Below are 21,353 nucleotides of genomic sequence, written 5' to 3'. Positions count from 1 at the left end.
GCTCAGCGTGCGGCGCGGGCGGCCTTGTCGACCGGCCAGGTGATGCCGGACAGCCGCTCGCACGCCTCCCACACCTTGCGGCGCACCTCGGGATCCGCCGACGTCGCGGAGGCGCGCTGACGCACGGGGACGCCGCGAGTGAGGTGCTTCGGCCCCCAGTAGTCGCCGCCCTGCGACTCGGGGTCGACGAGTGCGCGCACGACGGTCCACGCACCATGCTCCTTGCTCTGCGCGATGGGCTGCAGCCCATCGCGGAGGCGCTTGAGTCGGGACGGCTCGTTGACGCCCGAGACGCGCGGCGTGCGGCCGCCGATCGAATAGCCGGGATGCGCGATGACGCTGTGCACCGGCAGCTCCGCATCTCGGAGTCGGGCGTCCGCCTCGATGCCGAGCGCCTGCACGGCGACCTTCGACTGCACGTACGCATTCCACGCCGAGTAGTGCTCCTCGAGCTGCAGGTCGACGGGCTCGTGCCTGCCCATGCGCGTCGACACGCTGCCGAGCCACACCATGCGCGGCGACCACCGGCTCGAGGCCGACTTGGCGAGCGGCACGAGCAGCTCGGCGCCGAGCACGAAGTGGCCGAGCGCGTTGGTCGAGAACACGAGTTCCCGCCCGTCGCGCGTGATCTTGCGGCTGCGCGGCGAGTGCACGATGCCGGCGTTGAAGACGACGCCGTCGAGCTTCGTGCGGTCGAAGAGCCCGCCCCGGACGCTCGCGGCCGCGGCGCGGATGGATCCGGGATTCGCGACGTCGAGCAGAAGCGTCTCGACCGAGGCTCCCGGCACGCGGGCCTCGAGCGCGTCATGCGCCTGCGCGAGGCGATTCGGATGCCGTCCGCTCATGATCACGTGCGCGCCCGCCTTCGCGAGCTGCTCGCAGGTGAAGAAGCCGATGCCGGCGTTCGCACCCGTGACGAGATAGCTCCGGCCGTCCTGCGGCGGCAGCTGCCACGGATCCCACTCCGCGCGGGCGCTCTTGCTCACGCTCCTGAGCGTAGGCGCCCGATCCGTCGACCGCGCGGCGGCGCGCGGGATCCGCCCCACCGGGTCCCGGATCGTCCTACGCTGGCCGCATGGCGAGTCGAGACGATATCGAGTGCTGGCTGACCGACATGGACGGCGTGCTCGTACATGAGAACCGCGCGATCCCCGGCGCATCCGAGCTGCTCGCGCAGTGGCGCGACGAGGGCACGCCCTTCCTCGTCCTCACGAACAACTCGATCTTCACGCCGCGCGACCTCTCGGCACGACTGCGGTCGAGCGGGATCGACGTGCCCGAGGAGAGCATCTGGACATCGGCGCTCGCGACGGCGACGTTCCTGCAGTCTCAGTCCCCCGGCGGCACGGCGTACGTCGTCGGCGAGGCGGGGATCCTCACCGCGATGCACGAGGCGGGCTTCATCATGACGGAATCGGATCCCGAGTACGTCGTCATCGGCGAGACGCGCAACTACTCGTTCGAGGCCATCACGAAGGCGATCCGCCTCATCGGCCGCGGCGCCCGCTTCATCTCGACGAACCCAGACGCGACCGGACCCTCGGCCGAGGGTCCGCTGCCCGCGACAGGCGCGATCAACGCGCTCATCACCAAGGCGACCGGCAAGGAGCCGTACATCGTGGGCAAGCCGAACCCCATGATGTTCCGCTCGGCTCTCAACCGCATCGGCGCGCACAGCGAGAACACGGGCATGATCGGCGACCGCATGGACACCGATATCGTCGCCGGCATCGAGGCGGGCCTGCACACCGTGCTCGTCATGAGCGGCATCAGCGACCCGGCTGAGATCGACAGGTACCCGTTCCGCCCCAGCGAGACCGTGAACAGCGTCGCCGACCTTCTGAAGGGATCCGCTGATGGGTGAGGCCTTCCTCGTCGTCGTGGCGCTGTCGTGCGTCGCGGCGATCATCATGGGCATCCGCGCGCTGCGGGGCTTGAAGAACGGACGCGACGACGACGACGCGTTCGGACCGCGCCGATGATCGGCGCCGTCCAGATCAACCTCTGGTGCGCCGACGTGGAGCGGTGCGCGGGGTTCTTCCGCGCCCTCGGGCTCGAGGAGACGTTCCGCTACCCGCTCGACGGCGATCCGCACCAGATCGAGGTCGACGCCGCGGGCGTGCGCATCGGCTTCAGCTCGGCGAGCGTCGGAGAGGAGCTCTTCGGCATCGAGACGCGCACCGGGCCCGACAGCGAGATCGTGCTCTGGTGCGACGATGCGGGGCTGCTGTTCGACACCGCGGTCGCGGCAGGCGCGCAGGTGCTCCAGGAGCCCGCCGACTCCCCCGACGGCCGCCTGCTGTACGCCTGGGTCACGGACCCCGAGGGACACCGCGTGAAGTTCGTGCACGAGCGCTCACCGGCCTCCGGCGGCGCCTGACGCCGCGCGGCCTCGCTACCGGAGCGCGAGGGCGGCGGCGCCGACGAGAGGCCCGTCGGGGCCGAGCCCGCTGCGCACGACGCGCGTCGCCTGCGCGTATGGCAGCACGGCCCAGTCGCGCAGCGAGGCCTCGACCAGGTCGACGTAGTCGTCGCTCGCGAACGAGAAGCCGCCGGAGATCGCGATGACCTCCAGGTCGAGCAGCGTCGACGCATCGGCGAGCGCTCGCCCCACCGCCCGCGCCGAGCGCACGATCGCCTCGCGCGCGATCCGGTCCGAGCGGCGCGCGTCCTCCGCGAGCTGCTCCCCGGTGGATCCGCGCCAGCCCGCCAGCTGCGCCCACTGCACGCTCGCCGGGCCGGACGCGATCTCCTCGAGCGTCAGCTCGCCCCCGTGCTCCGCCGCGTGCGTCTGGCCGAGATGGCCCGCGTTGCCCGTGGATCCGCCGATCGGCACTCCGCCGACGACGATGCCTCCGCCCACGCCTGTCGATACGACGATCGACAGCGAGGCGCGCGTACCCGCCGCGGCCCCCAGCCAGGACTCGGCGAGAGCGAGACAGCCGCCGTCGTGCCGCAGCGTGACGGGCAGATCCGTGCGGCCCGTGGCCGCGACCGCCGCGTCCTCCACGGCCTCGACGAGCGCGAACCCGCGCACGCCCGGCATGTTGACGGGGTGGATCGTGCCGTTTCCGAGATCGATGGGGCCCGCGGACCCGACGCCCGCGCCCGCGAACGCCGCGCCGCGCGGCAGCTGTTCGAGCGCCGCTCCGACGACCGCGCTCACGGCCGCGCGGAGACCATCGGGCGAGATGTCGCGTCCGGTCGGCTGACGGTGGCGGCTGGCGATGAGCACCGCACCGTGCTCGTCGACGAGTCCTGCCTCGATCTTGGTGCCGCCGAGATCGACGGCCAGCGCGATGCGGGTCATGCCCGAACACTACTGCGCGAGAGTGGCACCTCCCGCCGAGAGAAGGCGAAGCGTCGCGCACTCTCGACGACATGCGCCATTCTCGCGGCTACTGAGGCGCGAGGCCCAGATCGTCGAGATCGATCGCTGCGCGCCACTCGAGCCCCTCGGCCTCGACCGCGGCCTGGGCGCCGGTCTTGCGGTCGACGATCACCGCGACCGCGGGCACCTCGGCACCCGCCTTGCGCAGCGCCGCGACGGCTTTGAGCGCCGACTGGCCCGTCGTCGACGTGTCCTCGAGGACCACGACGCGCTTGCCCTCGACCTCGGCGCCTTCGATCTGACGTCCGCGACCGTGGTCCTTCGGCTCCTTGCGCACGACGAACGCGTCATACGGGTGATCCGTCGCCGCTGAGGCGTGCATGACGGCGTTGGCGATGGGATCCGCTCCCAGCGTGAGCCCGCCGACCGCCACGACGCCGTCGATGTCGCCGACGAGGTCGCTCATGATGCGGCCGATCGCGGGCGCCGCCCGGTGATCGAGCGTGAGCTTGCGCATGTCGACGTAGTACGTGGCCTTCTTGCCGCTCGACAGCGTGAAGTCGCCGTGGAACACCGCCTCGTCCTTGATCAGCCCGATGAGCTTCTGACGGTCGGATTCGAGAGCGGGCGTCGATGCGGTGGCCATGCATCCCAGTCTAGGCGGGGCGGATATCGGCGTCGGGTGCACCGGACGTCGCCGGCGTCGGCCGCCCCGTACGCTGGGCCTCATGGCAGATCAGCCCCTCGAAGACTGGCTCGCGTCGCACCCGGTGAAGAAGCCGGGCATGTTCCGCGACGGATACGCCCGTGGCCCCGTGAACGACCTGCTCGACAAGGTGGTCGAGCGGCTCCGCGCCAACCGGCAGTTCGCCGACCTCATCAAGAAGGTCGACTTCCCGACCGCACCGCGCGCCGAGGCCTACGACCGGCAGGCGGTCGACGACCTCTTCGACAACCTCAAGTGGGGGTCGGATCCGCGCCGGTAGGGGTGCGAATAGGCTGGATCCATGCGCATCGCGACCTGGAACGTCAACTCCGTCCGTGCACGCGTCGAGCGGGTCGTGGCCTTCTGCGAGAAGGCCGGCATCGACGTCCTGCTCATGCAGGAGATCAAGTGCAAGCCGACGCAGTTCCCGTACCAGCCGTTCGAGGACGCCGGCTACACGGTCGAGGCGCACGGCCTGAATCAGTGGAACGGCGTCGCCATCGCAAGCCGCCTCCCCCTCGAGGACATCGAGTATTCCTTCCCGGGCATGCCCGGGTTCCAGAAGGGCTATGAGGGCGACGACGCCCCGCTCGAGGCTCGCGCGATCTCGGCGCTCGTCGAGGGCGTGCGCCTGTGGAGCCTCTACGTTCCGAACGGCCGTGGGCTCGATGACCCGCACTACGCGTACAAGCTGGCGTTCTACGAGGCGCTCCGCCGATACGTCGCCGACACCCTGGCGGCGGAACCCGATCTCCCCCTCGCGCTGACGGGCGACTTCAACGTCGCCCCGCTCGACGCCGACAACGGGGATCCGTCGATCGTCGAGGGCGTCACGACGCACGTCTCCCCCGCCGAGCGCGAGGCGTTCCGCGCCCTCGAAGGCGCAGGCCTCACCGACGTCGTGCGCCCGGTCGTCCCCGAGGGCTTCACCTTCTGGGACTACAAGCAGCTGCGCTTCCCCCGCAATGAGGGGCTGCGCATCGACTTCATCCTCGGCTCGCAGGCGTTCGCCGACGCAGTCGAGGGCGCGTCGATCGAGCGCGACGAGCGCAAGGGCGAGGGCCCGAGCGACCACGTGCCCATCGTCGTCGACCTCGACCTCTCGGACGACGATGACGACGACCTGCCGATGATCTTCGGGTGATCGCCGCCCCGAGCCGCTGACGATGCGCCGGCGCGCGGGCGATTCGAGCCCGATCTGGCCGATATCAATGCATCGTCAGCGACTCAGCGCACTGAGGCTCCTACGCCACCCCGTGGCGGTAGGCCCAGACGACGGCCGCGACGCGGTCGCGGACACCCGTCTTCTGCAGGATGTTCGAGACGTGGGTCTTCACGGTCGCCTCGCCGATGTAGAGCTCCCGCGCGATCTCGCCGTTGCTCATCGCGCCGGCGAGCAGCCGCAGCACCTCGGCCTCTCGATCCGTGAGGTCAACAGGGATCGGAGCGGATTCCGCTGTCGGAATATGCGCGGATCCGCCGTGCCGCTCGATCACGCGCCGGGTCACCTCGGGAGCGAGAAGGGCGTCGCCTGACGCCGCGACGCGGGCCGCATGGACCAGCTCTTCTGGCCCCGCGTTCTTCAGAAGGAATCCGCTCGCTCCGGCGTCGAGCGCCGCGAAGAGGTAGTCGTCGCGATCGAACGTCGTGACGATGACGACGCTCGCGCGACTGCCGGACGCGACGATGCGCCGTGTGGCCTCGATCCCGTCCATGTCGGGCATCTGCACGTCCATGAAGACGACGTCGGGCGCGAGGTGCGCCGCCCGGTCGACGGCCTCGACGCCCGTCGCCGCCTCGCCGGCGATCTCGATCCCCGACGCCTCGAGGATCATGCGGAAGCCGGTGCGCATCGTCGAATGATCGTCGACGAGGAGGACGGTGGGAGCGGTCATGCGCTCATTGTCCCGCGAGCGGCACGCGCACGCGCACGAGGTAGCCGCCCTTCTCCCGCGGTCCGACCTCGAGGTGGCCGCCGATCGCCGTCGCGCGCTCGCGCATGCCGAGGGTGCCGAGGCCCGTCCGAGATCGGAGCACGACGCGGCCCGTATTGGTGACCTCGAGCTCGATGGCGTCAGGCGACCAGCGCAATCGCACGTCGGCCGTGACATCGGGGCCGCCGTGGCGGCGCGCGTTGGTGAGCGCCTCCTGCGCGATGCGGAACAGGTTGATCTGGACGAGATCGGGCGCCGGGCGCGGATCCCCGATCACGCGCAGCGTCGTCGGCGTGCCGGCAGCGGTGACGCTGCGGACAAGCGGATCCAGTGAGTCGAGCGTGATCGTCGAGGGGGCCTCATCTGCCGACTCGTCGTCGCTGCGGAGCGTGTCGAGAAGTCGATGCAGCTCGTCGATCGCCTCGCGTGCGGACGACTCGACGGACCCGAGCGCCTGCTTCGCCGCCTCGGGGTTCACGTCGACGACCGCGCGCGCCGCGCCGGCCTGCACACCCATCGCCGACACGTGGTGCGCGACGACGTCGTGCAGCTCGCGCGCAATGCGGACGCGGTCCAGCATGACGGCCTGAGCCGACGCGATCTCCTGCTGCTCCTCGAGCTCGTGCGTGCGCTCCCGCAGGGCCTGGCGGTTGAGGGCGGCGTCATATGCCCGGTCGCCCATATAGTACGCCGCGCCGAAGTACGCGATGTTGATGAGCCACATCAGCAGCGCCTGCGCCAGCACGGGCGACATCGCGCCGGCCACGGCCTCCACATCATCTGGCAGGGCGGAGGGGTCGGCTGCGGATTGGAAGGTCGAGACGGCCAGCCACACGAACATCGCCGCGATGATGCCCGCGCGCACCCACTGGGCGCGGCGGCGGTCCGCCGACCACGCGCCGAGCGTATAGATGACGAGGAACATCGCGATCTGGCTCACGTACAGCTCGATCACGCCGAGCTGGCCGCTCACGATGTAGGCGGCGCACACGACGACCGCGACGACCGCCGGGTACCGGCGGCGCAGCATGACCGGCAACGTCATCGCCGCACTGCAGAGGAGGAGCCCGCGCAGGTCGTCCGCGGTGGGATACCCCGCGAAGTAGCTCAGCATCGAGCTCACGATCGACCCGATGAAGAGTGCCGCGCCCAGCCAGAGGTCGGCCCGGAACTGTGCGGTCGTCGGCGCTCCGCGCACGTACGCAGGGAGTTCGGCGCGCGCTCCCGCGCGCGCCGGGGTGAGCGAATCGAGCACTGGCATGCTCCCCAAACTAGGTGGCGCGACCGATCGCCACATCCGCCGCGCGACGGATCCGCCCACCCTCTTGTCACCGCGCTCCCGCAGGTCCATCCTGATGAGCACATCGACCGCGTCGACAAGGAGCGCCCCATGGCCACCAGCGTGTTCGTCAATCTGCCCGTCGCCGACCTCGAGCGCACCAAGGCGTTCTACTCCGCTCTGGGGGCCGAGATCGTGCCCGAGTTCACCGACGACAACGCCACCTGCATCAAGTGGGACGAGAACGTGTTCTTCATGATGCTCAAAACCGACTACTTCGGGACCTTCACCGACAAGCCCGTCGTCACGGCCGACAAGGGCGCGGGTGTGATCACGGCGCTCAGTCGCGACTCCAAGGAGGAGGTCGCTCGCACGCGCGAGCTCGTGCTCGCGAACGGCGGGGGAGAGAACAAGCCGACGCAGGACTACGGGTTCATGGTGCAGTCGTCGATGACCGACCCCGACGGGCACATCCTGGAGTTCATGTGGATGGATCCGGCCGCGATCGAGAGCGGGCCGCCCGACATGGCTCCGGCCGCGCACGTCACGGAGCACCCGGAGGCGAACGACCGGTATGCCGACGCCGAAGAAGAGGGCTGGCCCGCGCGCGAGTGACGTCCCGGCGCCGGGCGTCGGGTGAGGCCGACGGCTCCGCCGCGCGGGGGAGAGGGAAAGATCCGCCGCGCGGTGGATCCGCACGTTGACGCGGTTCCGTAGCGTCGGGGACATGCTGAAACTGACCGGAATCACCAAGCGCTTCGGGGATCGTACCGCGCTCTCCGACGTGTCGTTCCAGGTGGCGCGCGGACGGCTCACGGGCTTCGTGGGCGGCAACGGCGCCGGCAAGACGACGACGATGCGCATCGTTCTGGGCCTGCTCGCCTCCGACGGCGGCGACGTCACCCTCGACGGAGCTCCCCTCGAGGCGAACGCGCGCCGCACGTTCGGCTACATGCCCGAGGAGCGCGGGCTCTACCCGAAGATGAAGGTCCGCGAGCAGATCGCATATCTCGCGCGTCTGCACGGCTTCGACAAGCAGACGGCGACCGAGAAGGCGACGCGCATCCTCGAGCAGCTCGGGCTGGGGGAACGGCTGACGGATCCGATCGAGGCGCTCTCGCTCGGAAACCAGCAGCGCGCCCAGATCGCGGCGTCGCTCGTGCACGATCCCGACATCCTCATCCTCGACGAGCCGTTCAGCGGTCTCGACCCCATGGCCGTCGAGACCGTCGTCGGCGTGCTGCAGGAGCGCGCGCAGCAGGGTGCCGCCGTGCTGTTCTCCTCCCACCAGCTCGACGTCGTCGAGCGCCTCTGCGACGACCTCGTGATCATCGCCGACGGCTCCGTTCGCGCGGCGGGCCCGCGGGAGAAGCTCCGCGAAGCCCACTCGACCAACCGCTACGAGCTCATCACGACGGGCGACGCCGGCTGGCTCCGCGACGAGCCCGGTGTCACGGTCGTCGAGTTCGACGGCGGCCACGCCCTCTTCGACGTCGACAGCGCCGAGACGGCCCAGCGCGTGCTGCGCCGCTCCGTCGACGAGGGGTCCGTCGCCAGCTTCGCACCCCAGCATCCGTCCCTCGCCCAGATCTTCCAGGAGGTCGTCCGATGAGCACCCCCGCCGTCGCACCCGTCTCGACGTCGCAGGCGACGCTCCTCGTCGCCGAGCGCGAGGTCGTCACCCGCGTACGCAGCAAGGCCTTCATCATCTCGACGGCGCTCCTGCTCGTCGGGATCATCGCGGGCGTCTTCATCATGAATCTCATGGCGGACCGCGAGACCACGACGACCGTGGCCGCGCCCGCCGCGGTCGCGGCGCAGCTGCAGGGCTCCGAGGGCCTCGAGGTCACGGAGGCGAGCTCTCGCGCCGACGCCGAGCAGCTCGTGCGCGACGAGGAGGTCGACGCCGCGGTCGTGAACGACGAGTCCTCGCCGACGGGCGTCGCGATCATCGCGCTCACGGAGGCACCCGAGGAGCTCCTGCAGATCCTGTCCCAGAGCCCCGCGGTCGAACTGCTCGACCCGGAAGGCGGATGGTCGCCCCTGCGGTACATCATGGGCATCGCGTTCGGCGTCATCTTCATGGCCGCGTCGATGTCGTTCGGGCTCCCGGTCGCGACGAGCGTCGTCGAAGAGAAGCAGACGCGCGTGATCGAGATCCTCATCACCGCGATCCCCGCCCGCGCCCTGCTCGCGGGCAAGGTGCTCGGCAACACGGTCATGGCGCTCGGGCAGATCATCCTCATCGTCGCGGCGGTCGCGATATCGCTGATCCTCACGGGCCAGACCGACATCCTCGGCAGCCTCGGCGCGCCGATCCTCTGGTTCGCGCTGTTCTTCGTGACGGGCTTCCTGCTCATCGCGACGATGTTCGCGGCGACCGGCGCCATGGTGTCGCGCCAGGAGGACATCAACTCCTCGATCGCGCCGATCATGTACCTCGTGATGATCCCGTACATGCTCGTCATCTTCTTCAGCGACAACCCGCTCGTCATGACGATCATGTCGTACGTGCCGTTCTCGTCGCCCGTGTCGATGCCGATCCGCCTCTTCTTCAACGAGGCGCAGTGGTGGGAGCCGCTCATCTCGATCGCGATCTCGCTCGTGGCCTGCGTCGCGGTGATCGGCATCGCGTCGAAGATCTACGAGAACTCGCTGCTGCGCATGGGCGCCAAGGTGAAGTGGCGCGAGGCGCTGTCGAAGTAGATCGCACACAGGCCGAACGGGCCCGGATCTCGTGGGGATGATCCGGGCCCGTTCTCTCTGTCTGCGGGCGTTCTACAGGAGGAACGCGAAGGCGGCGGTCAGGGCGGCGATGCCGACGCCCACGATCGCGATGCTCCATGCGGTGACGCTGAGCTGATCGCGTTCGGCGAGAGGATCCTCGGGACGCTGCACCGGCGGATCTTCACGTCGCGCACCGGGAAAGACTGGTTTCGGCCAGTTCCCGGATGCGCGACGTGCGTCTCTCTCGTTGTCGACGCGCACAGTGTGGTTCGACATATCAATTCCCCCCGCGGTCAACGCTAGTTCGGGGTCCGGATCCTGTCTGTCCCCCTTTCGGAGGGATGTTCCTGGGAATGGGGTGGAGGGTCGCGCCGTTATCGTGGCGTGGGCGCCGCCGCCCGACACCCGAATCTCACGACAGAAGGAGCCGCCATGGGCGCCGCCACCCTGGACCGCACCGCCTCCACCCAGAGCCCCGTGCTCGAGGTTCTCGCAGAGCGCTGGAGCCCGCGTGCGTACTGCGACCAGACGCCGATCGACGAGCAGAAGCTCGCGAGCGCCCTCGAGGCCGCCCGCTGGAGCCCGTCCGCCTACAACAACCAGCCGTGGCGCTTCCTCGTGGCCCGCCGCGGAACCGAGGCGCACGCTGTGATCGTCGAGTCGATGGCCGAGTTCAATCAGCAGTGGGCGCCGCAGGCGGGCGTGATCATCGTCGCGATCGCCGAGCTCGAGAACGAGGACGGCCGCCAGTTCGCGACCGCCCACTACGACCTCGGCCAGGCCGTGGCCCACCTGTCGGTCCAGGCCCACCACGACGGGCTGTTCGTGCACCAGATGACGGGCTTCGACGCGGCGGCCGTGCAGTCGCACTTCGACCTGCCCGAGCGCCTGCAGGTCGTCTCGCTCCTCGCGGTGGGAGACCAGGGCGACGCCGCGACGCTCCCCGAGCCGATCCGCGAACGCGAGACCGCGCCGCGCGAGCGTCGCCCCGTCGCCGACACGGTGCTCGTCGACGCGTAGGGCGTCGCGCCCGCACGAAGCGGCCCGCGGATCCACACGGATCCGCGGGCCGCTTCGTGCGTCAGGCGCCGGTGAGCGCGAGCTGGGTGCCCTCAGGGGAGACATCGACGCGCACGGTGTCTCCGTCGTGGATGCCACCGGAGAGGATCGCCAGCGCGAGGCGGTCCTGGATCTCCTTCTGGATCAGGCGGCGCAGGGGGCGGGCGCCGAACGCGGGGTCGTACCCGCGCTCGGCGAGCCAGGCGCGCGCGTCGGGCGTGACGGCGAGCGTGAGCCGGCGGTCCGCCAGCCGCTTCTGGAGCAGGTCGACCTGCAGCTCGACGATCTGCGCCAGGTCGTCCTCACCGAGGGTGTGGAACACGACGATGTCGTCGAGGCGGTTGATGAACTCGGGCTTGAACGCGTGGTGCACGAGCTGCATCACCTGCTCGCGCTTGGTGTCGGGGGAGATCGTCGGATCCACCAGGATCGGGGATCCGATATTGCTGGTCAGGATGAGGATCACGTTCTTGAAGTCGACCGTGCGGCCCTGGCCGTCGGTGAGACGACCGTCGTCCATGACCTGCAGCAGCACGTCGAACACCTCGGGATGGGCCTTCTCGACCTCGTCGAGCAGCACGACCGAGTAGGGGCGACGCCGCACAGCCTCCGTGAGCTGCCCGCCCTGGTCGTATCCGACGTATCCGGGAGGGGCGCCGACGAGGCGGCTGACGGAGTGCTTCTCGCCGTATTCGGACATATCGATGCGCACCATCGCCTGCTCGTCGTCGAAGAGGAAGTCGGCGAGCGCCTTCGCGAGCTCGGTCTTGCCCACGCCCGTCGGCCCGAGGAACAGGAAGGACCCCGTGGGTCGGTTCGGGTCGCTGATGCCCGCGCGTGAGCGCCGAACGGCATCGGAGACGGCCGTCACCGCGTCTCGCTGGCCGATGAGGCGTCGTCCGAGCTCGTTCTCGAGGTGCAGGAGCTTCTCGCTCTCGCCCTGCAGGAGGCGTCCGACGGGGATCCCCGTCCAGGCCGCGATGACACCCGCGATGTCCTCGTCGGTGACCTGGTCGCCGACCATGCGCTCGTCGGACTGCTCGGCGCGTTCGGCATCGGCGAGCTCGCGCTCGAGAGCGGGCATCTCGGCGTACAGCAGACGCGACGCCTTCTCGAGGTCGCCCTCGCGCTGTGCGCGCTCCGCGTCGACGCGAGCGGAGTCGAGCCGCGTCTTGAGGTCGCCGACCCGGTTGAGCGACGCGCGTTCGGCCTCCCACCGCGTCTGCAGGCCGGTCAGCTGCGCCTCCTGCTGAGCGAGGGTCTCGCGCAGGGTGGCGAGGCGCTCCTTCGAGGCGTCGTCCTTCTCCTTCTTCAGCGCGAGCTCCTCGAGCTTCAGGCGGTCGACGTGGCGGCGGAGCTCGTCGATCTCGAGCGGCGCGGAGTCGATCTCCATGCGCAGCCGACTCGCGGCCTCGTCGATCAGGTCGATGGCCTTGTCAGGCAGCTGACGGCTCGGGATGTACCGGTGCGACAGCGATGCCGCCGCGACGAGCGCGCTGTCGCTGATCGCGACCTTGTGGTGCGCCTCGTAGCGCTCCTTCAGTCCGCGGAGGATGGCGATCGTGTCCTCGACCGCGGGCTCTCCGACGTACACCTGCTGGAACCGACGCTCGAGCGCCGCGTCCTTCTCGATGAACTCGCGGTACTCGTTGAGCGTCGTCGCGCCGATCATGCGCAGCTCGCCGCGCGCGAGCATGGGCTTGAGCATGTTCGCGGCGGCGACGGATCCCTCGCCGCCGCCCGCGCCCATGAGCACGTGCAGCTCGTCGATGAAGGTGATCACGCGGCCTTCCGACTCGGTGATCTCCTTCAGGACGTTCTTGAGCCGCTCTTCGAACTGGCCGCGGTACATCGCGCCGGCGACGAGCGCCGAGATGTCGAGCCCGATGAGCTCCTTGCCCTTGAGGCTCTCGGCGACGTCTCCCGCGATGATGCGCTGGGCGAGGCCCTCCACGACCGCCGTCTTGCCGACGCCGGGCTCTCCGATCAGCACGGGATTGTTCTTCGTGCGGCGGGTGAGGACCTGGCTGACGCGGCGGATCTCGCTGTCGCGTCCGATGACGGGGTCGAGCTTGCCGCTGCGGGCGCGCTCGGTGAGGTTGATGCCGAACTGCTCGAGAGCGCTCTGCTGCTCGTCCTGCTGCGGCTGGGCCTGCGCCATGGTTCCTCCCCTGATGGTGAACTTGAGTCGAGTTGACTCAAGTTTATCACCCTCGATGCCGGGCGTACAGTGTCGACCATGTCGACGCCAGGTGAACAGCAGTACACGCCGCCCTACGCCGAGTCCCCTTACGGACAGGCGGTCGCAGGGGCCCCGCGGCCGTCGGGCCGCTCCGGTCTCGCATGGACCGCGCTGATCCTCGCCGGCGTCGCGGTCGTCGGGTCCCTCGCCGTCTCGCTGTCGACGGTCGTGCTGATGTACGCGAACCGCGCGTCCTTCGCCGCCACCGGCGGACTGAACGGCCTCGCGACGATCATCTTCGGGCTCCTGGCGATCACCGCCCTGATCCTGGGCATCTTCGCCGCCCGCGGGTCCCGCCCCGTCGTCGCCGGCATCGCCATCGGCATCGCGATCGCCCACCTGGTCTCGGCGATGTACGGTCTCCTCGCGCCGCTCACGTCCATGATGATGACCGGCTGACGCGACAGAGACGTCACGCGGCCGTGACGACGTCGCCCTGCGTCATGTCATCGACGCAGCAGAATCGATCGCGGTAGGCCTTCGGCGTGAGTCCGAGGATCCGCGTGAAGTTCTGGCGGAGGACCGCGGCGGAGCCGAACCCACAGTCGGCGGCGATGCGATCGACCCCCCAGTCGGTGCGCTCGAGCAGGCGCTGGGCGTGGATCACCCGCTGCCGAGCGAGCCAGGCGGCGGGCGTCACCCCGAAATCGCCCTTGAAACGCCGCGCGAACGTGCGGGGCGACATGTGCGCGCGACCCGCGAGATCGTCGACCGTCAGCTCACGATGCAGATTGTCGAGCGCCCAGTCCGCGACCGGCGTGAGCGAGTCGCTCACGTGATCGGGCAGCGGATGATCGATGAACTGCGCCTGCCCGCCGTCGCGCTGCGGCGAGACGACCATGCGCCGCGCGATGACGTTCGTCAGGTCGGCGCCGATCTCCTGTCGCAGCAGATGCAGGCACGCGTCGATCCCCGCCGCCGTTCCGGCGCTCGTGATGATGCGGTCGTCCTGCACGTAGAGCACGTCGGGGTTCACGTCGATCGTGGGGTGGCGCCGCGCCATCTCATCGGTGTACATCCAGTGCGTCGTCGCGCGACGCCCGTCGAGGACGCCCGCGTTGGCGAGGGTGAATGCACCGCTGCAGACGCTCAGCACCCACGCGCCGCGGTCGACCGCGCGTCGGATGACGTCGAGGATCCGCGGGTCCTGCTCGTCCCAGTACTCGTGCGGCGTCGCGGCGACGACGATGAGGTCGGCCTCGTCCGCGAAGGCAAGGTCCTCCTCGACGACGAGCGAGAAGCCCAACTTGCTGCGGATCTCGCCAGGATCGGCGGCCACGGCGCGGAAGTCGAAGGACGGAACGCCCTGCGCCGCGCGATCGAGACCGAACGCCTCGCAGGCGACGCCGAACTCGAAGGGCGCGAAGCCCTCCTGGACGATGCAGGCGACAGTTCTCATCATGGCTCCACCCCTTGGCAGGATTCCGACGTGGTGTGGCAACTCTGCCACTCGTGGCGGGATCAGCGCAACCGTAGCTTTTCTGCCATGATCCTCATCGGCCTCCTCTTCCTCGCCCTCGCCCTCCTCGGACTCGCCGCCACGGCGCGCCAGCTTCCGCGAGACGGCTACGGCCTCCCGCGCCACGGCATCGACGACTGGCCGCACCGGCCCTGAGTCACGCGCCCAGCACCCGGCGATACACGTCGACCATGGCGGCGGTGCGGCTCGACTGCACGAACTCCTCCCGCACGCGGGGCGACGGCTGCGGCACGTCCCCCTCGCGGAGGTCCCGCTCGACGTCGCGCAGCGCGGTCGCGAGGGCTCGGATCCGCCCCGTCTCGGTGGGCGCGGAGGAGACCCGCCAGACGCCCCCGCCCATCTCGTCGGCGATGTCGAGGTCGCTGACGATCGACGGCGTCCCGAGCTGGGCGGCCTCGAAGGGCGTCATACCCTGCGTCTCGAATCCGATCGATGTCTGCACGAGCGCTGCGGCCGCACGGATCCGCGCGAGCGTCTCGCGGTAGGAGAGCCTCCCGAGGAAGCGCACGCGCTCCTCCATTCCGCGCGCGGCGACGAACTTCTCGGCCGCCTTGCGCTCGAACCCCGCGCCGATGATCTCGACCGGCAGGTCGATGCCGGACACGGCATATGCCCGCAGGAAGGGGAGGAGGCGCTTCTCGGCGCTCATGCGGCCGACCCAGATGAGCGCCCCGGAGACCGGAGGATCCTCGAGGTCGCGCAGCACGTCGTCGTCGATGCCGTTCCAGATCACATCGACGTCGTCGCAGACGCCGTTGCGCTCGAGACGTCTCGCGAAGTGCTGCGAGGGCGCGGTCACGGCCGCCGCGCGCGCCGCGAGCCCGCGCAGATACGCCCAGCCGTCGGATCCGCTCCCCGAGCCCGGCATTGCGCGCCGCCGCCACATGTTGAGCGCCGCGAGGACGACGTGCGGGTACGGCGCGGTCGCGGCGATGCCGACGTCGACGCGGTTGTGCATCGTGTGCACGACCGGGATCCGCAGACGCTCGGCGAAGGAGTACCCCAGGAACGCGCCCCAGTAGTCGGCCTGGACGTGCACGAGGTCGGGCATCCGCGCACCGCGCGCGACCCGTGCGGCGAGGCCGCGCTCGACCGCCCGCATGGCGCGCTTCCCCGGCCAGACGAACGAGTACTCGGGATCCGACGGCACCGGCATCGAGGGAACGTCGACGTATGCCTCGTCGTGCATGTTCGCGAGGTGACGCCCGTGTCGTTTCGGCGCCACGATCGTCACCGTGTGTCCGGCGCGCTCCAGGAACTTCCGCTGCAGCCGCATCGCCACCTGCGCCCCGCCGGAGGTCTCCGCGTGCTGATCCGCGAACATCACCACGTGCAGGGCCTCACCATGTCCCAGGACACGCCGTCTCGACGACCGCGAGACGGCGTGTCCTGGGACATGGGGGGTGCTCATGCCGGGATCGGCTCGCCGCGGTACAGCGCCTCGAAGGTGTTGAGCGTGCGATTGATGTCGTGCACCGAGACGAGGTCGAGCGACGCGCGCTGCATCGCCTCGTAGCGTTCCCGCGGGGCGCCGAGCACGTCGCGCAGACGGGCGGCGAGCGCGTCCACGTCGCCGGGCTCGAAGAGGTACCCGTTCTCGCCGTCGTGGACGAGGTGCGGGAGCGCGACGGCGTCGGCGGCGACGATCGGCAGTCCCGATGCCATGGCCTCCATCGTCGCGATCGACTGCAGCTCGGCGATGGAGGCGATCGCGAACAGCGACGCTCGTGTGAGCGCGGCGCGGAGCTCCTCATCGGACACGTGTCCGTGGAAGACGACGCGGTCGCGGATCCCCAGCTCCTCCGCGAGCGCCTCGAGCGCGGGACGCTGGTCGCCGTCGCCGATGAGCTCGACCTGCAGCTCGTCCTCGGCGGGGAAGGTCGCGACAGCGCGCAGGATGTCGTCGATGCGCTTCTCGCTCGTAAGCCGTCCCACGAAGACGATGCGCTTGTCGGGGCGCGGCGAGAGGTCCGCCGTGTAGCGCGTCATGTCGATGCCGCAGCTGATGGGGATGACGCCGGCGACGTCGGCGGTCTTCTCGAGGTAGTCGGCCGCCTTGCGGGTGGGCGTGGTGACGGCCGCGCACATGTCGAAGGTGCGCTTCGCGTCGGCCCACTCCTCGCGCACGAGGATCCTGTTGAACCACTCGGGCGCCTTCGTGAAGTCGAGGATGTTCTCGGGCATCACGTGGTTCGTGGCGATCACGGGGATCCCACGCTTTCGGGCTTCGCGGGTGAGGCCGCGGCCGATCACGATGTGCGACTGGATGTGGACCACGTCGGGCCGCACGTAGTCCAGGACCTGGCGCGCGTAGTGCTTCGAGCGCCACGGCCAGACGAAGCGGAGCCAGTCGTGCCAGGGGAGCGGCACGGACGGGAGGCGGTGGACGGTCAGCTCCTCGCCTTCGATCGTCTCGACGCGCGGCTCCGCCTGTCGGTACTCCTGGTTCGGCGCGCTCACGTGCACCACGTGCCCGCGCTGCACGAGCCCGGCCGCGAGGCGCTCGGCGAACCGCGCGGCGCCGTTGATGTTCGGCGCGAACGTATCGCAGCCGAGCAGGACCTTCAGAGGTCGGTCGTTCGAGGAGTCGGACACGACGGAAACGCTACCTGCGCAGGGGACCGATTCCCGGGCACGCCGCCGAGATTCGGGGGTTACCCAGACCGGGTGTCCGCCATCTGGCGGACACCCGCGGGTACGGCTCGCATCGGGAGCCGCGTGCGCTCGCCCGGGTCAGAGGTCCCGGTAGGTCGTGCGGGCGTACTCGTGGTACGGCGCCGGCGCGACCGTGGCGCGGATCCTCGTCTGCTCATGCGCCTCGACGTTCGCCTTCGCGGATGGCGGATTCTCACCCCACATGACCTCGACGCGCGTGCCCTCGGGAACGTCGACGTCGACCGAGGCGAGCGAGAGGTACAGCTGGTCGTACGCGACGTAGCCGGCGTCGGTCGAGACGCCCACGGTGCGGCCGTCGACCTGCACGTCGTCGAACTGGTAGAAGCCGTAACGCGCCTTCGGGAACTCGAGGTACTTCGCCACGGGCCCCGGCGTCAGCTGGCTCTCGAGGATCTTCGCGACGTCCTCCGCTTCCCAGATCAGCGAGACCTTGCGACGCGCAGGCGCCTCGGCGATCCTCTCGAGCGCCTCGCGCCCGATGAAGTCGTGGTCAAAGCGCACGGACCGGTGCAGTCCGAGGTCGTACGGGGTGAGGAGGAAGTTCTCGACCGGTCCGCCGACGGATCCGCCGATCGCGCCGGCGCGCACGAGCGGCAGCCACTCGCGGTACTCCCGGAAGAGCTCGTGGTCGCTGAAGATCGCGGGGAACGGCGTCGGCACCCATCCCGACTCGAGCGGCGTGACGGAGTAGGCCTTCGCGCCGATGCGGGTGATGCCGAACTCCTCACCCGCGTCGAGAAGGGCCTGGCGCACCTTCTCGCCCTCCTCGTACGGCCCGAAGAACTCGAACCCGGGCTGACCGGCCATGCCGTGGCGCAGGCCCTGCACCGTCGTGCCCGCGAACTCGAACTCGTGGATGTGGAAGAACTTCACCTCGGGGACGGGGCCGCCGAGCAGCTTCTCGAGCACGTCGTGGGCACGCGGCCCCTGCAGCTCGTAGCGATAGAACGACGGGTCCTCGTCGCGGTTGTGCGAGTTCGCCTCGAGCCGGTATCGGACGTCCTTGCCCGACCGCTCGAGGTGGAACCGCACCCAGTCGATGAGCACGTGGTGTCCGATGAGCACCGCGGTGTGCGTGCCGACCGGACGGTTGAGGTGGAACAGGATCCCGTCGCCGATGACATGCCCGTCGTGGTTCACCGAGATGAGCTGCTTCGCGATGCCGGGACGGAAGTTCGTGAACGTGTTGACGGCGATGCCGCTCAGCACCTCTGCGAGGTCGTCGCCTTCGAGGAAGAGCTGCGTCATGTGGTGCGACTGGTCCATGAGCGCGACCGTCTCGTTCCACGAGCGCGATTCGGTGCGCCAGTTCGTGAACTCGGGCTGCACGGGGAACGTGACGGGCGGGTAGTTCAGGTTGCGGAGCAGCTCCACGGGGTCGCCGACGCGGTCCAGTGCCTGCGCGAGTGTCTCTGACATCGTCGATCTCCTTCGATCGGTCCGGGTGGATGGCGCGGTCAGCCTAGATTCCCGGCACGGACGGGGGTAGCGTTCCTTCCGTTCAAATGAAGGATCCTCGATGGCGAAATCCTCCGACGGCACGTCGGCCCTGACCCGCGTGCTCGCGGTGCTCGATGCGTTCACGGTCGATCACCCGTTCCTCACGCTCACCCAGATGCATCGGCGCGCGGGGATCCCGCTCTCGTCCGTGCACCGCATCGTCGCGGAGCTCGTCTCGCACGGCCTGCTCGAACAGGCCTCGGACCGCACGTACCGACTCGGAAACCGGCTCTGGGAGATCGGCAGCAAGACGCCGGGCGCCCTGGGACTGCGGGAGATCGCCGAGCCGTACCTGCGCCGCCTGCATGACGTCATCGGGCAGCACGTCCAGCTCGCGGTGCTGATCGACGAGGACGTCCTGCTGATCGAGCGGCTGTCGGCCCCGGATGCGGTGATCAACGGATCCGTCGTCGGCGGACGGATCCCCGTGCAGTACTCGACGAGCGGGATCGTGTTCCTCGCCTTCGGCGAGCCGGCGCGCGCCGAGCGGGTCATCGCCTCCGGTCTGTCTCCGATGACGCCCACGGGCCTGCACACCCCGGATGACCTGATGCGCGCGCTCGACGAGACCAGGCGGCGCGGATACGCGCGTGGCGACGGATGGATCCACCCTGCCTCCCGCGGCCTCGCGGCGCCCGTGCGCGGATCCGAGGGCGTCGTCGTGGGCGCGCTCGGGGCCGTCATCCCCAACGACGGATCCTCCCCCCGCCGCGTCGCGTCACTCCTGCTCGAGACCGCCCATCGCATCTCGGAGGCGCTGCTGCGGGCGTACCTGCCCGTCAGCCACCCGCGGGCGCTGCCGGGAGGCAGCCTCCGCGCGCTCGTGGCCTCCTCGGCCGACTCGATGCGGTATCTCGAGCGTCGGGGTCAGGGACGCTGACCGCGCGCGCGACGCCGGAGAGGCGTCAGTCCTGCTCGGCCCACCACGCGCGGAGACGCGCCTCCGCCTCGTCCTCGCCGAGGGGACCCTCGTCGAGCCGCAGCTCGAGCAGGAACCGGTACGCCTTCCCGACGGCCGGGCCCGGCGGGATCTCGAGGATCTCCTGGATCCGGTTGCCGTCGAGATCCGGGCGGATCGCGTCGATCTCCTCCTGCTCGCGCAGCTGCACGATGCGGTTCTCGATGTCGTCGTACGCGGTGGAGAGGCGGCGGGCCTTGCGCTGATTGCGCGTCGTCACGTCAGCGCGGGTGAGGATGTGCAGGCGATCGAGCTCGTCACCCGCATCGCGGACGTACCGGCGTACGGCCGAGTCGCTCCAGGCGCCCTCGGCGTAGCCGAAGAACCGCAGGTGCAGCTCGATGAGCTTCGCGACCGACGTGATCGTCGCCGTGTCGTATTTCAGCTTCTGCAGGCGCTTCTTCGCCATGCGGGATCCGACGATGTCGTGGTGGTGGAACGTGACCGCGCCGCCCGCCTCGAGCTTTCTGGTGCGGGGCTTTCCGATGTCGTGCAGCAGCGCGGCGAGGCGCAGGGCGACATCGGGCTCGCTGCCGGGGAAGCGCCCCTGCTCGAGATCGATCGCCTGCTGCAGGACCGTCAGCGAGTGCTCGTAGACGTCCTTGTGATGGTGGTGCTCGTCGACCTCGAGCTTGAGGCCCGAGAGCTCGGGCAGGAACTCGTCCGAGAGGCCCGTCTCGACCATCGTGCGCACGCCGCGCACGGGGTCCTTCTCGCGCATGGTGCGGCTGAGCTCGGCCTGGACGCGCTCGGCGCTGACGATCTCGAGCGTGCCGCGGAGATCCTCGATCGCGGCGCGCGTCTGCTCCTCGACGTCGAAGCCGAGCTGCGCCGAGAACCGCGCGGCGCGCAGCATACGCAGCGGGTCGTCTCCGAAGCTCACGCGCGGATCGATCGGGGTGCGCAGGGTGCCGGCGACGAGATCCTCGACGCCGCCCGTCGGATCCACGAGCGCGACCTCGGTCACCTTCAGCGCCATGGCGTTGACCGTGAAGTCGCGGCGCGTGAGATCGCCCTCGAGGGTGTCGCCGAATTCGACGGCGGGCTTGCGGGTCGTGCCGTCGTAGCTGTCGGCGCGGTAGGTCGTGATCTCGACCTGCTCGCCCTGGACCCGCGCCCCGATGGTGCCGAAGGCACGCCCGATGTCCCACTGCGCGGTCGAGATCGGCGTGATGATCCGCAGAATGTCGTCGGGGCGGGCATCGGTCGTGAAGTCGAGGTCGTGCGTCGAGCGCCCCAGCAGAGCATCGCGCACGGGACCTCCGACGATCGCCAGATCGTGCCCGGCATCCGCGAACGCGCGGGCGAGCGTGGCGACGATGGGGGACTGCGCGAGGTCGCCGAGGCGCGCAAGACCGGCGGCCATATTGAGCATGGGATCCAGGGTAGTCGCGGGCGGCTGGGGGGATCCTCGCGTGGAGACGCCGGTGCGCGCACCGCGTCGAGCGCCTCGGTCCCGCG

The 21,353-nt window shown here is 69.8% G+C and carries 23 protein-coding genes; 12 read left to right on the top strand and 11 right to left on the bottom strand.

Features of this window, described 5'->3' with window-relative positions; genetic code table 11:
• Positions 1 to 2: 2 nt before the first annotated feature.
• A complete protein-coding gene (locus KOL93_RS00220) occupies positions 3 to 986 on the bottom strand; it encodes an SDR family NAD(P)-dependent oxidoreductase (RefSeq protein WP_308291486.1) in 984 nt (327 codons plus the stop codon).
• An 89-nt stretch (positions 987 to 1,075) separates the two neighbouring features.
• On the opposite strand from KOL93_RS00220, the gene KOL93_RS00215 reads away from it, so the two are divergent.
• The 3 genes from KOL93_RS00215 to KOL93_RS00210 are packed head-to-tail and all read left to right on the top strand — an operon-like array spanning position 1,076 to position 2,380.
• The gene (locus KOL93_RS00215; protein ID WP_221583298.1) at positions 1,076 to 1,864 is read left to right on the top strand and encodes an HAD-IIA family hydrolase; all 789 of its coding nucleotides are present in this window, start codon (positions 1,076 to 1,078) and stop codon (positions 1,862 to 1,864) included.
• Positions 1,857 to 1,982, top strand: coding sequence for a hypothetical protein (locus KOL93_RS16030; protein ID WP_260405816.1), 126 nt, complete (start codon positions 1,857 to 1,859; stop codon positions 1,980 to 1,982). Before KOL93_RS00215 ends, KOL93_RS16030 begins: the two co-directional genes overlap by 8 nt.
• Positions 1,979 to 2,380, top strand: coding sequence for a VOC family protein (locus KOL93_RS00210; RefSeq protein WP_221583297.1), 402 nt, complete (start codon positions 1,979 to 1,981; stop codon positions 2,378 to 2,380). The genes KOL93_RS16030 and KOL93_RS00210 overlap by 4 nt, the downstream gene beginning before the upstream one ends.
• Before the next feature lie 15 nt (positions 2,381 to 2,395).
• Here KOL93_RS00210 and KOL93_RS00205 read toward each other — a convergent pair whose 3' ends face one another.
• Both KOL93_RS00205 and pyrE read right to left on the bottom strand, forming a co-directional pair.
• Entirely contained in the window at positions 2,396 to 3,310 is a 915-nt protein-coding gene (locus KOL93_RS00205; protein ID WP_221583296.1) for an ROK family protein, read from the bottom strand.
• An 88-nt stretch (positions 3,311 to 3,398) separates the two neighbouring features.
• Entirely contained in the window at positions 3,399 to 3,977 is a 579-nt protein-coding gene (gene pyrE, locus KOL93_RS00200; RefSeq protein WP_221583295.1) for an orotate phosphoribosyltransferase, read from the bottom strand.
• 82 nt (positions 3,978 to 4,059) lie between these two features.
• Here pyrE and KOL93_RS00195 point away from each other — a divergent pair, with 82 nt between their 5' ends.
• Together KOL93_RS00195 and KOL93_RS00190 are read left to right on the top strand one after the other, a co-directional pair.
• On the top strand, positions 4,060 to 4,317 hold the full coding sequence (locus KOL93_RS00195; RefSeq protein ID WP_221583294.1) for a hypothetical protein: 258 nt from the start codon (positions 4,060 to 4,062) through the stop codon (positions 4,315 to 4,317).
• A gap of 21 nt (positions 4,318 to 4,338) precedes the next feature.
• The gene (locus KOL93_RS00190) at positions 4,339 to 5,181 is read left to right on the top strand and encodes an exodeoxyribonuclease III (RefSeq protein ID WP_221583293.1); all 843 of its coding nucleotides are present in this window, start codon (positions 4,339 to 4,341) and stop codon (positions 5,179 to 5,181) included.
• Between the two features lie 100 nt (positions 5,182 to 5,281).
• Here the strand turns inward: KOL93_RS00190 and KOL93_RS00185 are convergent, their stop codons facing one another.
• Together KOL93_RS00185 and KOL93_RS00180 are read right to left on the bottom strand one after the other, a co-directional pair.
• A complete protein-coding gene (locus KOL93_RS00185) occupies positions 5,282 to 5,932 on the bottom strand; it encodes a response regulator (RefSeq protein WP_221583292.1) in 651 nt (216 codons plus the stop codon).
• Between the two features lie 4 nt (positions 5,933 to 5,936).
• Positions 5,937 to 7,232 carry a sensor histidine kinase gene (locus tag KOL93_RS00180; RefSeq protein WP_221583291.1) on the bottom strand — a complete coding sequence of 432 codons (1,296 nt, stop codon included), beginning with the start codon at positions 7,230 to 7,232 and terminating at the stop codon, positions 5,937 to 5,939.
• A gap of 129 nt (positions 7,233 to 7,361) precedes the next feature.
• On the opposite strand from KOL93_RS00180, the gene KOL93_RS00175 reads away from it, so the two are divergent.
• The 4 genes from KOL93_RS00175 (at position 7,362) to KOL93_RS00160 (ending at position 10,997) form a co-directional block, all read left to right on the top strand.
• Positions 7,362 to 7,865 carry a VOC family protein gene (locus KOL93_RS00175; protein ID WP_260405815.1) on the top strand — a complete coding sequence of 168 codons (504 nt, stop codon included), beginning with the start codon at positions 7,362 to 7,364 and terminating at the stop codon, positions 7,863 to 7,865.
• Between the two features lie 112 nt (positions 7,866 to 7,977).
• The gene (locus KOL93_RS00170; protein ID WP_221583290.1) at positions 7,978 to 8,862 is read left to right on the top strand and encodes an ABC transporter ATP-binding protein; all 885 of its coding nucleotides are present in this window, start codon (positions 7,978 to 7,980) and stop codon (positions 8,860 to 8,862) included.
• Positions 8,859 to 9,956 carry an ABC transporter permease gene (locus KOL93_RS00165; RefSeq protein ID WP_221583289.1) on the top strand — a complete coding sequence of 366 codons (1,098 nt, stop codon included), beginning with the start codon at positions 8,859 to 8,861 and terminating at the stop codon, positions 9,954 to 9,956. Before KOL93_RS00170 ends, KOL93_RS00165 begins: the two co-directional genes overlap by 4 nt.
• 453 nt (positions 9,957 to 10,409) lie before the next feature.
• Positions 10,410 to 10,997: a nitroreductase family protein gene (locus KOL93_RS00160; RefSeq protein ID WP_221583288.1), complete on the top strand. Its 588-nt coding sequence runs from the start codon at positions 10,410 to 10,412 to the stop codon at positions 10,995 to 10,997.
• A gap of 61 nt (positions 10,998 to 11,058) precedes the next feature.
• Here KOL93_RS00160 and KOL93_RS00155 read toward each other — a convergent pair whose 3' ends face one another.
• A complete protein-coding gene (locus KOL93_RS00155; protein ID WP_221583287.1) occupies positions 11,059 to 13,197 on the bottom strand; it encodes an ATP-dependent Clp protease ATP-binding subunit in 2,139 nt (712 codons plus the stop codon).
• 78 nt (positions 13,198 to 13,275) lie between these two features.
• Between KOL93_RS00155 and KOL93_RS00150 the strand changes: the two genes are divergently transcribed.
• Complete coding sequence (locus KOL93_RS00150) at positions 13,276 to 13,677, top strand: hypothetical protein (protein WP_221583286.1); 402 nt, start codon at positions 13,276 to 13,278, stop codon at positions 13,675 to 13,677.
• A 13-nt stretch (positions 13,678 to 13,690) separates the two neighbouring features.
• On the opposite strand, the gene KOL93_RS00145 is transcribed toward KOL93_RS00150, so the two are convergent.
• Positions 13,691 to 14,677: a GlxA family transcriptional regulator gene (locus KOL93_RS00145; protein WP_221583842.1), complete on the bottom strand. Its 987-nt coding sequence runs from the start codon at positions 14,675 to 14,677 to the stop codon at positions 13,691 to 13,693.
• Positions 14,678 to 14,764: 87 nt separating this feature from the next.
• On the opposite strand from KOL93_RS00145, the gene KOL93_RS16025 reads away from it, so the two are divergent.
• Positions 14,765 to 14,893 (top strand): hypothetical protein, encoded by a 129-nt coding sequence (locus KOL93_RS16025; RefSeq protein WP_260405814.1) that lies wholly within the window; start codon positions 14,765 to 14,767, stop codon positions 14,891 to 14,893.
• A gap of 1 nt (position 14,894) precedes the next feature.
• On the opposite strand, the gene KOL93_RS00140 is transcribed toward KOL93_RS16025, so the two are convergent.
• From KOL93_RS00140 to KOL93_RS00130, 3 genes are all read right to left on the bottom strand, one after another.
• Entirely contained in the window at positions 14,895 to 16,082 is a 1,188-nt protein-coding gene (locus tag KOL93_RS00140) for a glycosyltransferase (RefSeq protein WP_260405845.1), read from the bottom strand.
• 83 nt (positions 16,083 to 16,165) lie between these two features.
• Positions 16,166 to 17,353 carry a glycosyltransferase gene (locus tag KOL93_RS00135; protein WP_221583285.1) on the bottom strand — a complete coding sequence of 396 codons (1,188 nt, stop codon included), beginning with the start codon at positions 17,351 to 17,353 and terminating at the stop codon, positions 16,166 to 16,168.
• 138 nt (positions 17,354 to 17,491) lie between these two features.
• A complete protein-coding gene (locus KOL93_RS00130; RefSeq protein WP_221583284.1) occupies positions 17,492 to 18,853 on the bottom strand; it encodes an aminomethyl transferase family protein in 1,362 nt (453 codons plus the stop codon).
• 100 nt (positions 18,854 to 18,953) lie between these two features.
• Between KOL93_RS00130 and KOL93_RS00125 the strand changes: the two genes are divergently transcribed.
• Entirely contained in the window at positions 18,954 to 19,814 is an 861-nt protein-coding gene (locus tag KOL93_RS00125; RefSeq protein ID WP_221583283.1) for an IclR family transcriptional regulator, read from the top strand.
• 25 nt (positions 19,815 to 19,839) lie between these two features.
• Here KOL93_RS00125 and KOL93_RS00120 read toward each other — a convergent pair whose 3' ends face one another.
• A complete protein-coding gene (locus tag KOL93_RS00120) occupies positions 19,840 to 21,267 on the bottom strand; it encodes a CCA tRNA nucleotidyltransferase (protein ID WP_221583282.1) in 1,428 nt (475 codons plus the stop codon).
• Between the last annotated feature and the right edge of the window lie 86 nt (positions 21,268 to 21,353).

This window comes from Microbacterium salitolerans (assembly GCF_019720895.1).
In the GTDB taxonomy this organism is placed as follows: domain Bacteria; phylum Actinomycetota; class Actinomycetes; order Actinomycetales; family Microbacteriaceae; genus Microbacterium.
This window is presented reverse-complemented; position numbering and strand designations above follow the sequence as displayed.

Coding starts and splice junctions, on each gene's coding strand:
- KOL93_RS16025 (WP_260405814.1), top strand. CDS start 14,765: ATGATCCTCATCGGCCTCCTCTTCCTCGCCCTCGCCCTCCTCGGACTC.
- KOL93_RS00165 (WP_221583289.1), top strand. CDS start 8,859: ATGAGCACCCCCGCCGTCGCACCCGTCTCGACGTCGCAGGCGACGCTC.
- KOL93_RS00130 (WP_221583284.1), bottom strand. CDS start 18,853: ATGTCAGAGACACTCGCGCAGGCACTGGACCGCGTCGGCGACCCCGTG.
- KOL93_RS00120 (WP_221583282.1), bottom strand. CDS start 21,267: ATGCTCAATATGGCCGCCGGTCTTGCGCGCCTCGGCGACCTCGCGCAG.
- KOL93_RS00175 (WP_260405815.1), top strand. CDS start 7,362: ATGGCCACCAGCGTGTTCGTCAATCTGCCCGTCGCCGACCTCGAGCGC.
- KOL93_RS00160 (WP_221583288.1), top strand. CDS start 10,410: ATGGGCGCCGCCACCCTGGACCGCACCGCCTCCACCCAGAGCCCCGTG.
- KOL93_RS00185 (WP_221583292.1), bottom strand. CDS start 5,932: ATGACCGCTCCCACCGTCCTCCTCGTCGACGATCATTCGACGATGCGC.
- KOL93_RS00125 (WP_221583283.1), top strand. CDS start 18,954: ATGGCGAAATCCTCCGACGGCACGTCGGCCCTGACCCGCGTGCTCGCG.
- KOL93_RS00210 (WP_221583297.1), top strand. CDS start 1,979: ATGATCGGCGCCGTCCAGATCAACCTCTGGTGCGCCGACGTGGAGCGG.
- KOL93_RS00140 (WP_260405845.1), bottom strand. CDS start 16,082: ATGTTCGCGGATCAGCACGCGGAGACCTCCGGCGGGGCGCAGGTGGCG.
- KOL93_RS00195 (WP_221583294.1), top strand. CDS start 4,060: ATGGCAGATCAGCCCCTCGAAGACTGGCTCGCGTCGCACCCGGTGAAG.
- pyrE (WP_221583295.1), bottom strand. CDS start 3,977: ATGGCCACCGCATCGACGCCCGCTCTCGAATCCGACCGTCAGAAGCTC.
- KOL93_RS00205 (WP_221583296.1), bottom strand. CDS start 3,310: ATGACCCGCATCGCGCTGGCCGTCGATCTCGGCGGCACCAAGATCGAG.
- KOL93_RS00155 (WP_221583287.1), bottom strand. CDS start 13,197: ATGGCGCAGGCCCAGCCGCAGCAGGACGAGCAGCAGAGCGCTCTCGAG.
- KOL93_RS00150 (WP_221583286.1), top strand. CDS start 13,276: ATGTCGACGCCAGGTGAACAGCAGTACACGCCGCCCTACGCCGAGTCC.
- KOL93_RS16030 (WP_260405816.1), top strand. CDS start 1,857: ATGGGTGAGGCCTTCCTCGTCGTCGTGGCGCTGTCGTGCGTCGCGGCG.
- KOL93_RS00215 (WP_221583298.1), top strand. CDS start 1,076: ATGGCGAGTCGAGACGATATCGAGTGCTGGCTGACCGACATGGACGGC.
- KOL93_RS00170 (WP_221583290.1), top strand. CDS start 7,978: ATGCTGAAACTGACCGGAATCACCAAGCGCTTCGGGGATCGTACCGCG.
- KOL93_RS00190 (WP_221583293.1), top strand. CDS start 4,339: ATGCGCATCGCGACCTGGAACGTCAACTCCGTCCGTGCACGCGTCGAG.
- KOL93_RS00145 (WP_221583842.1), bottom strand. CDS start 14,677: ATGAGAACTGTCGCCTGCATCGTCCAGGAGGGCTTCGCGCCCTTCGAG.
- KOL93_RS00180 (WP_221583291.1), bottom strand. CDS start 7,232: ATGCCAGTGCTCGATTCGCTCACCCCGGCGCGCGCGGGAGCGCGCGCC.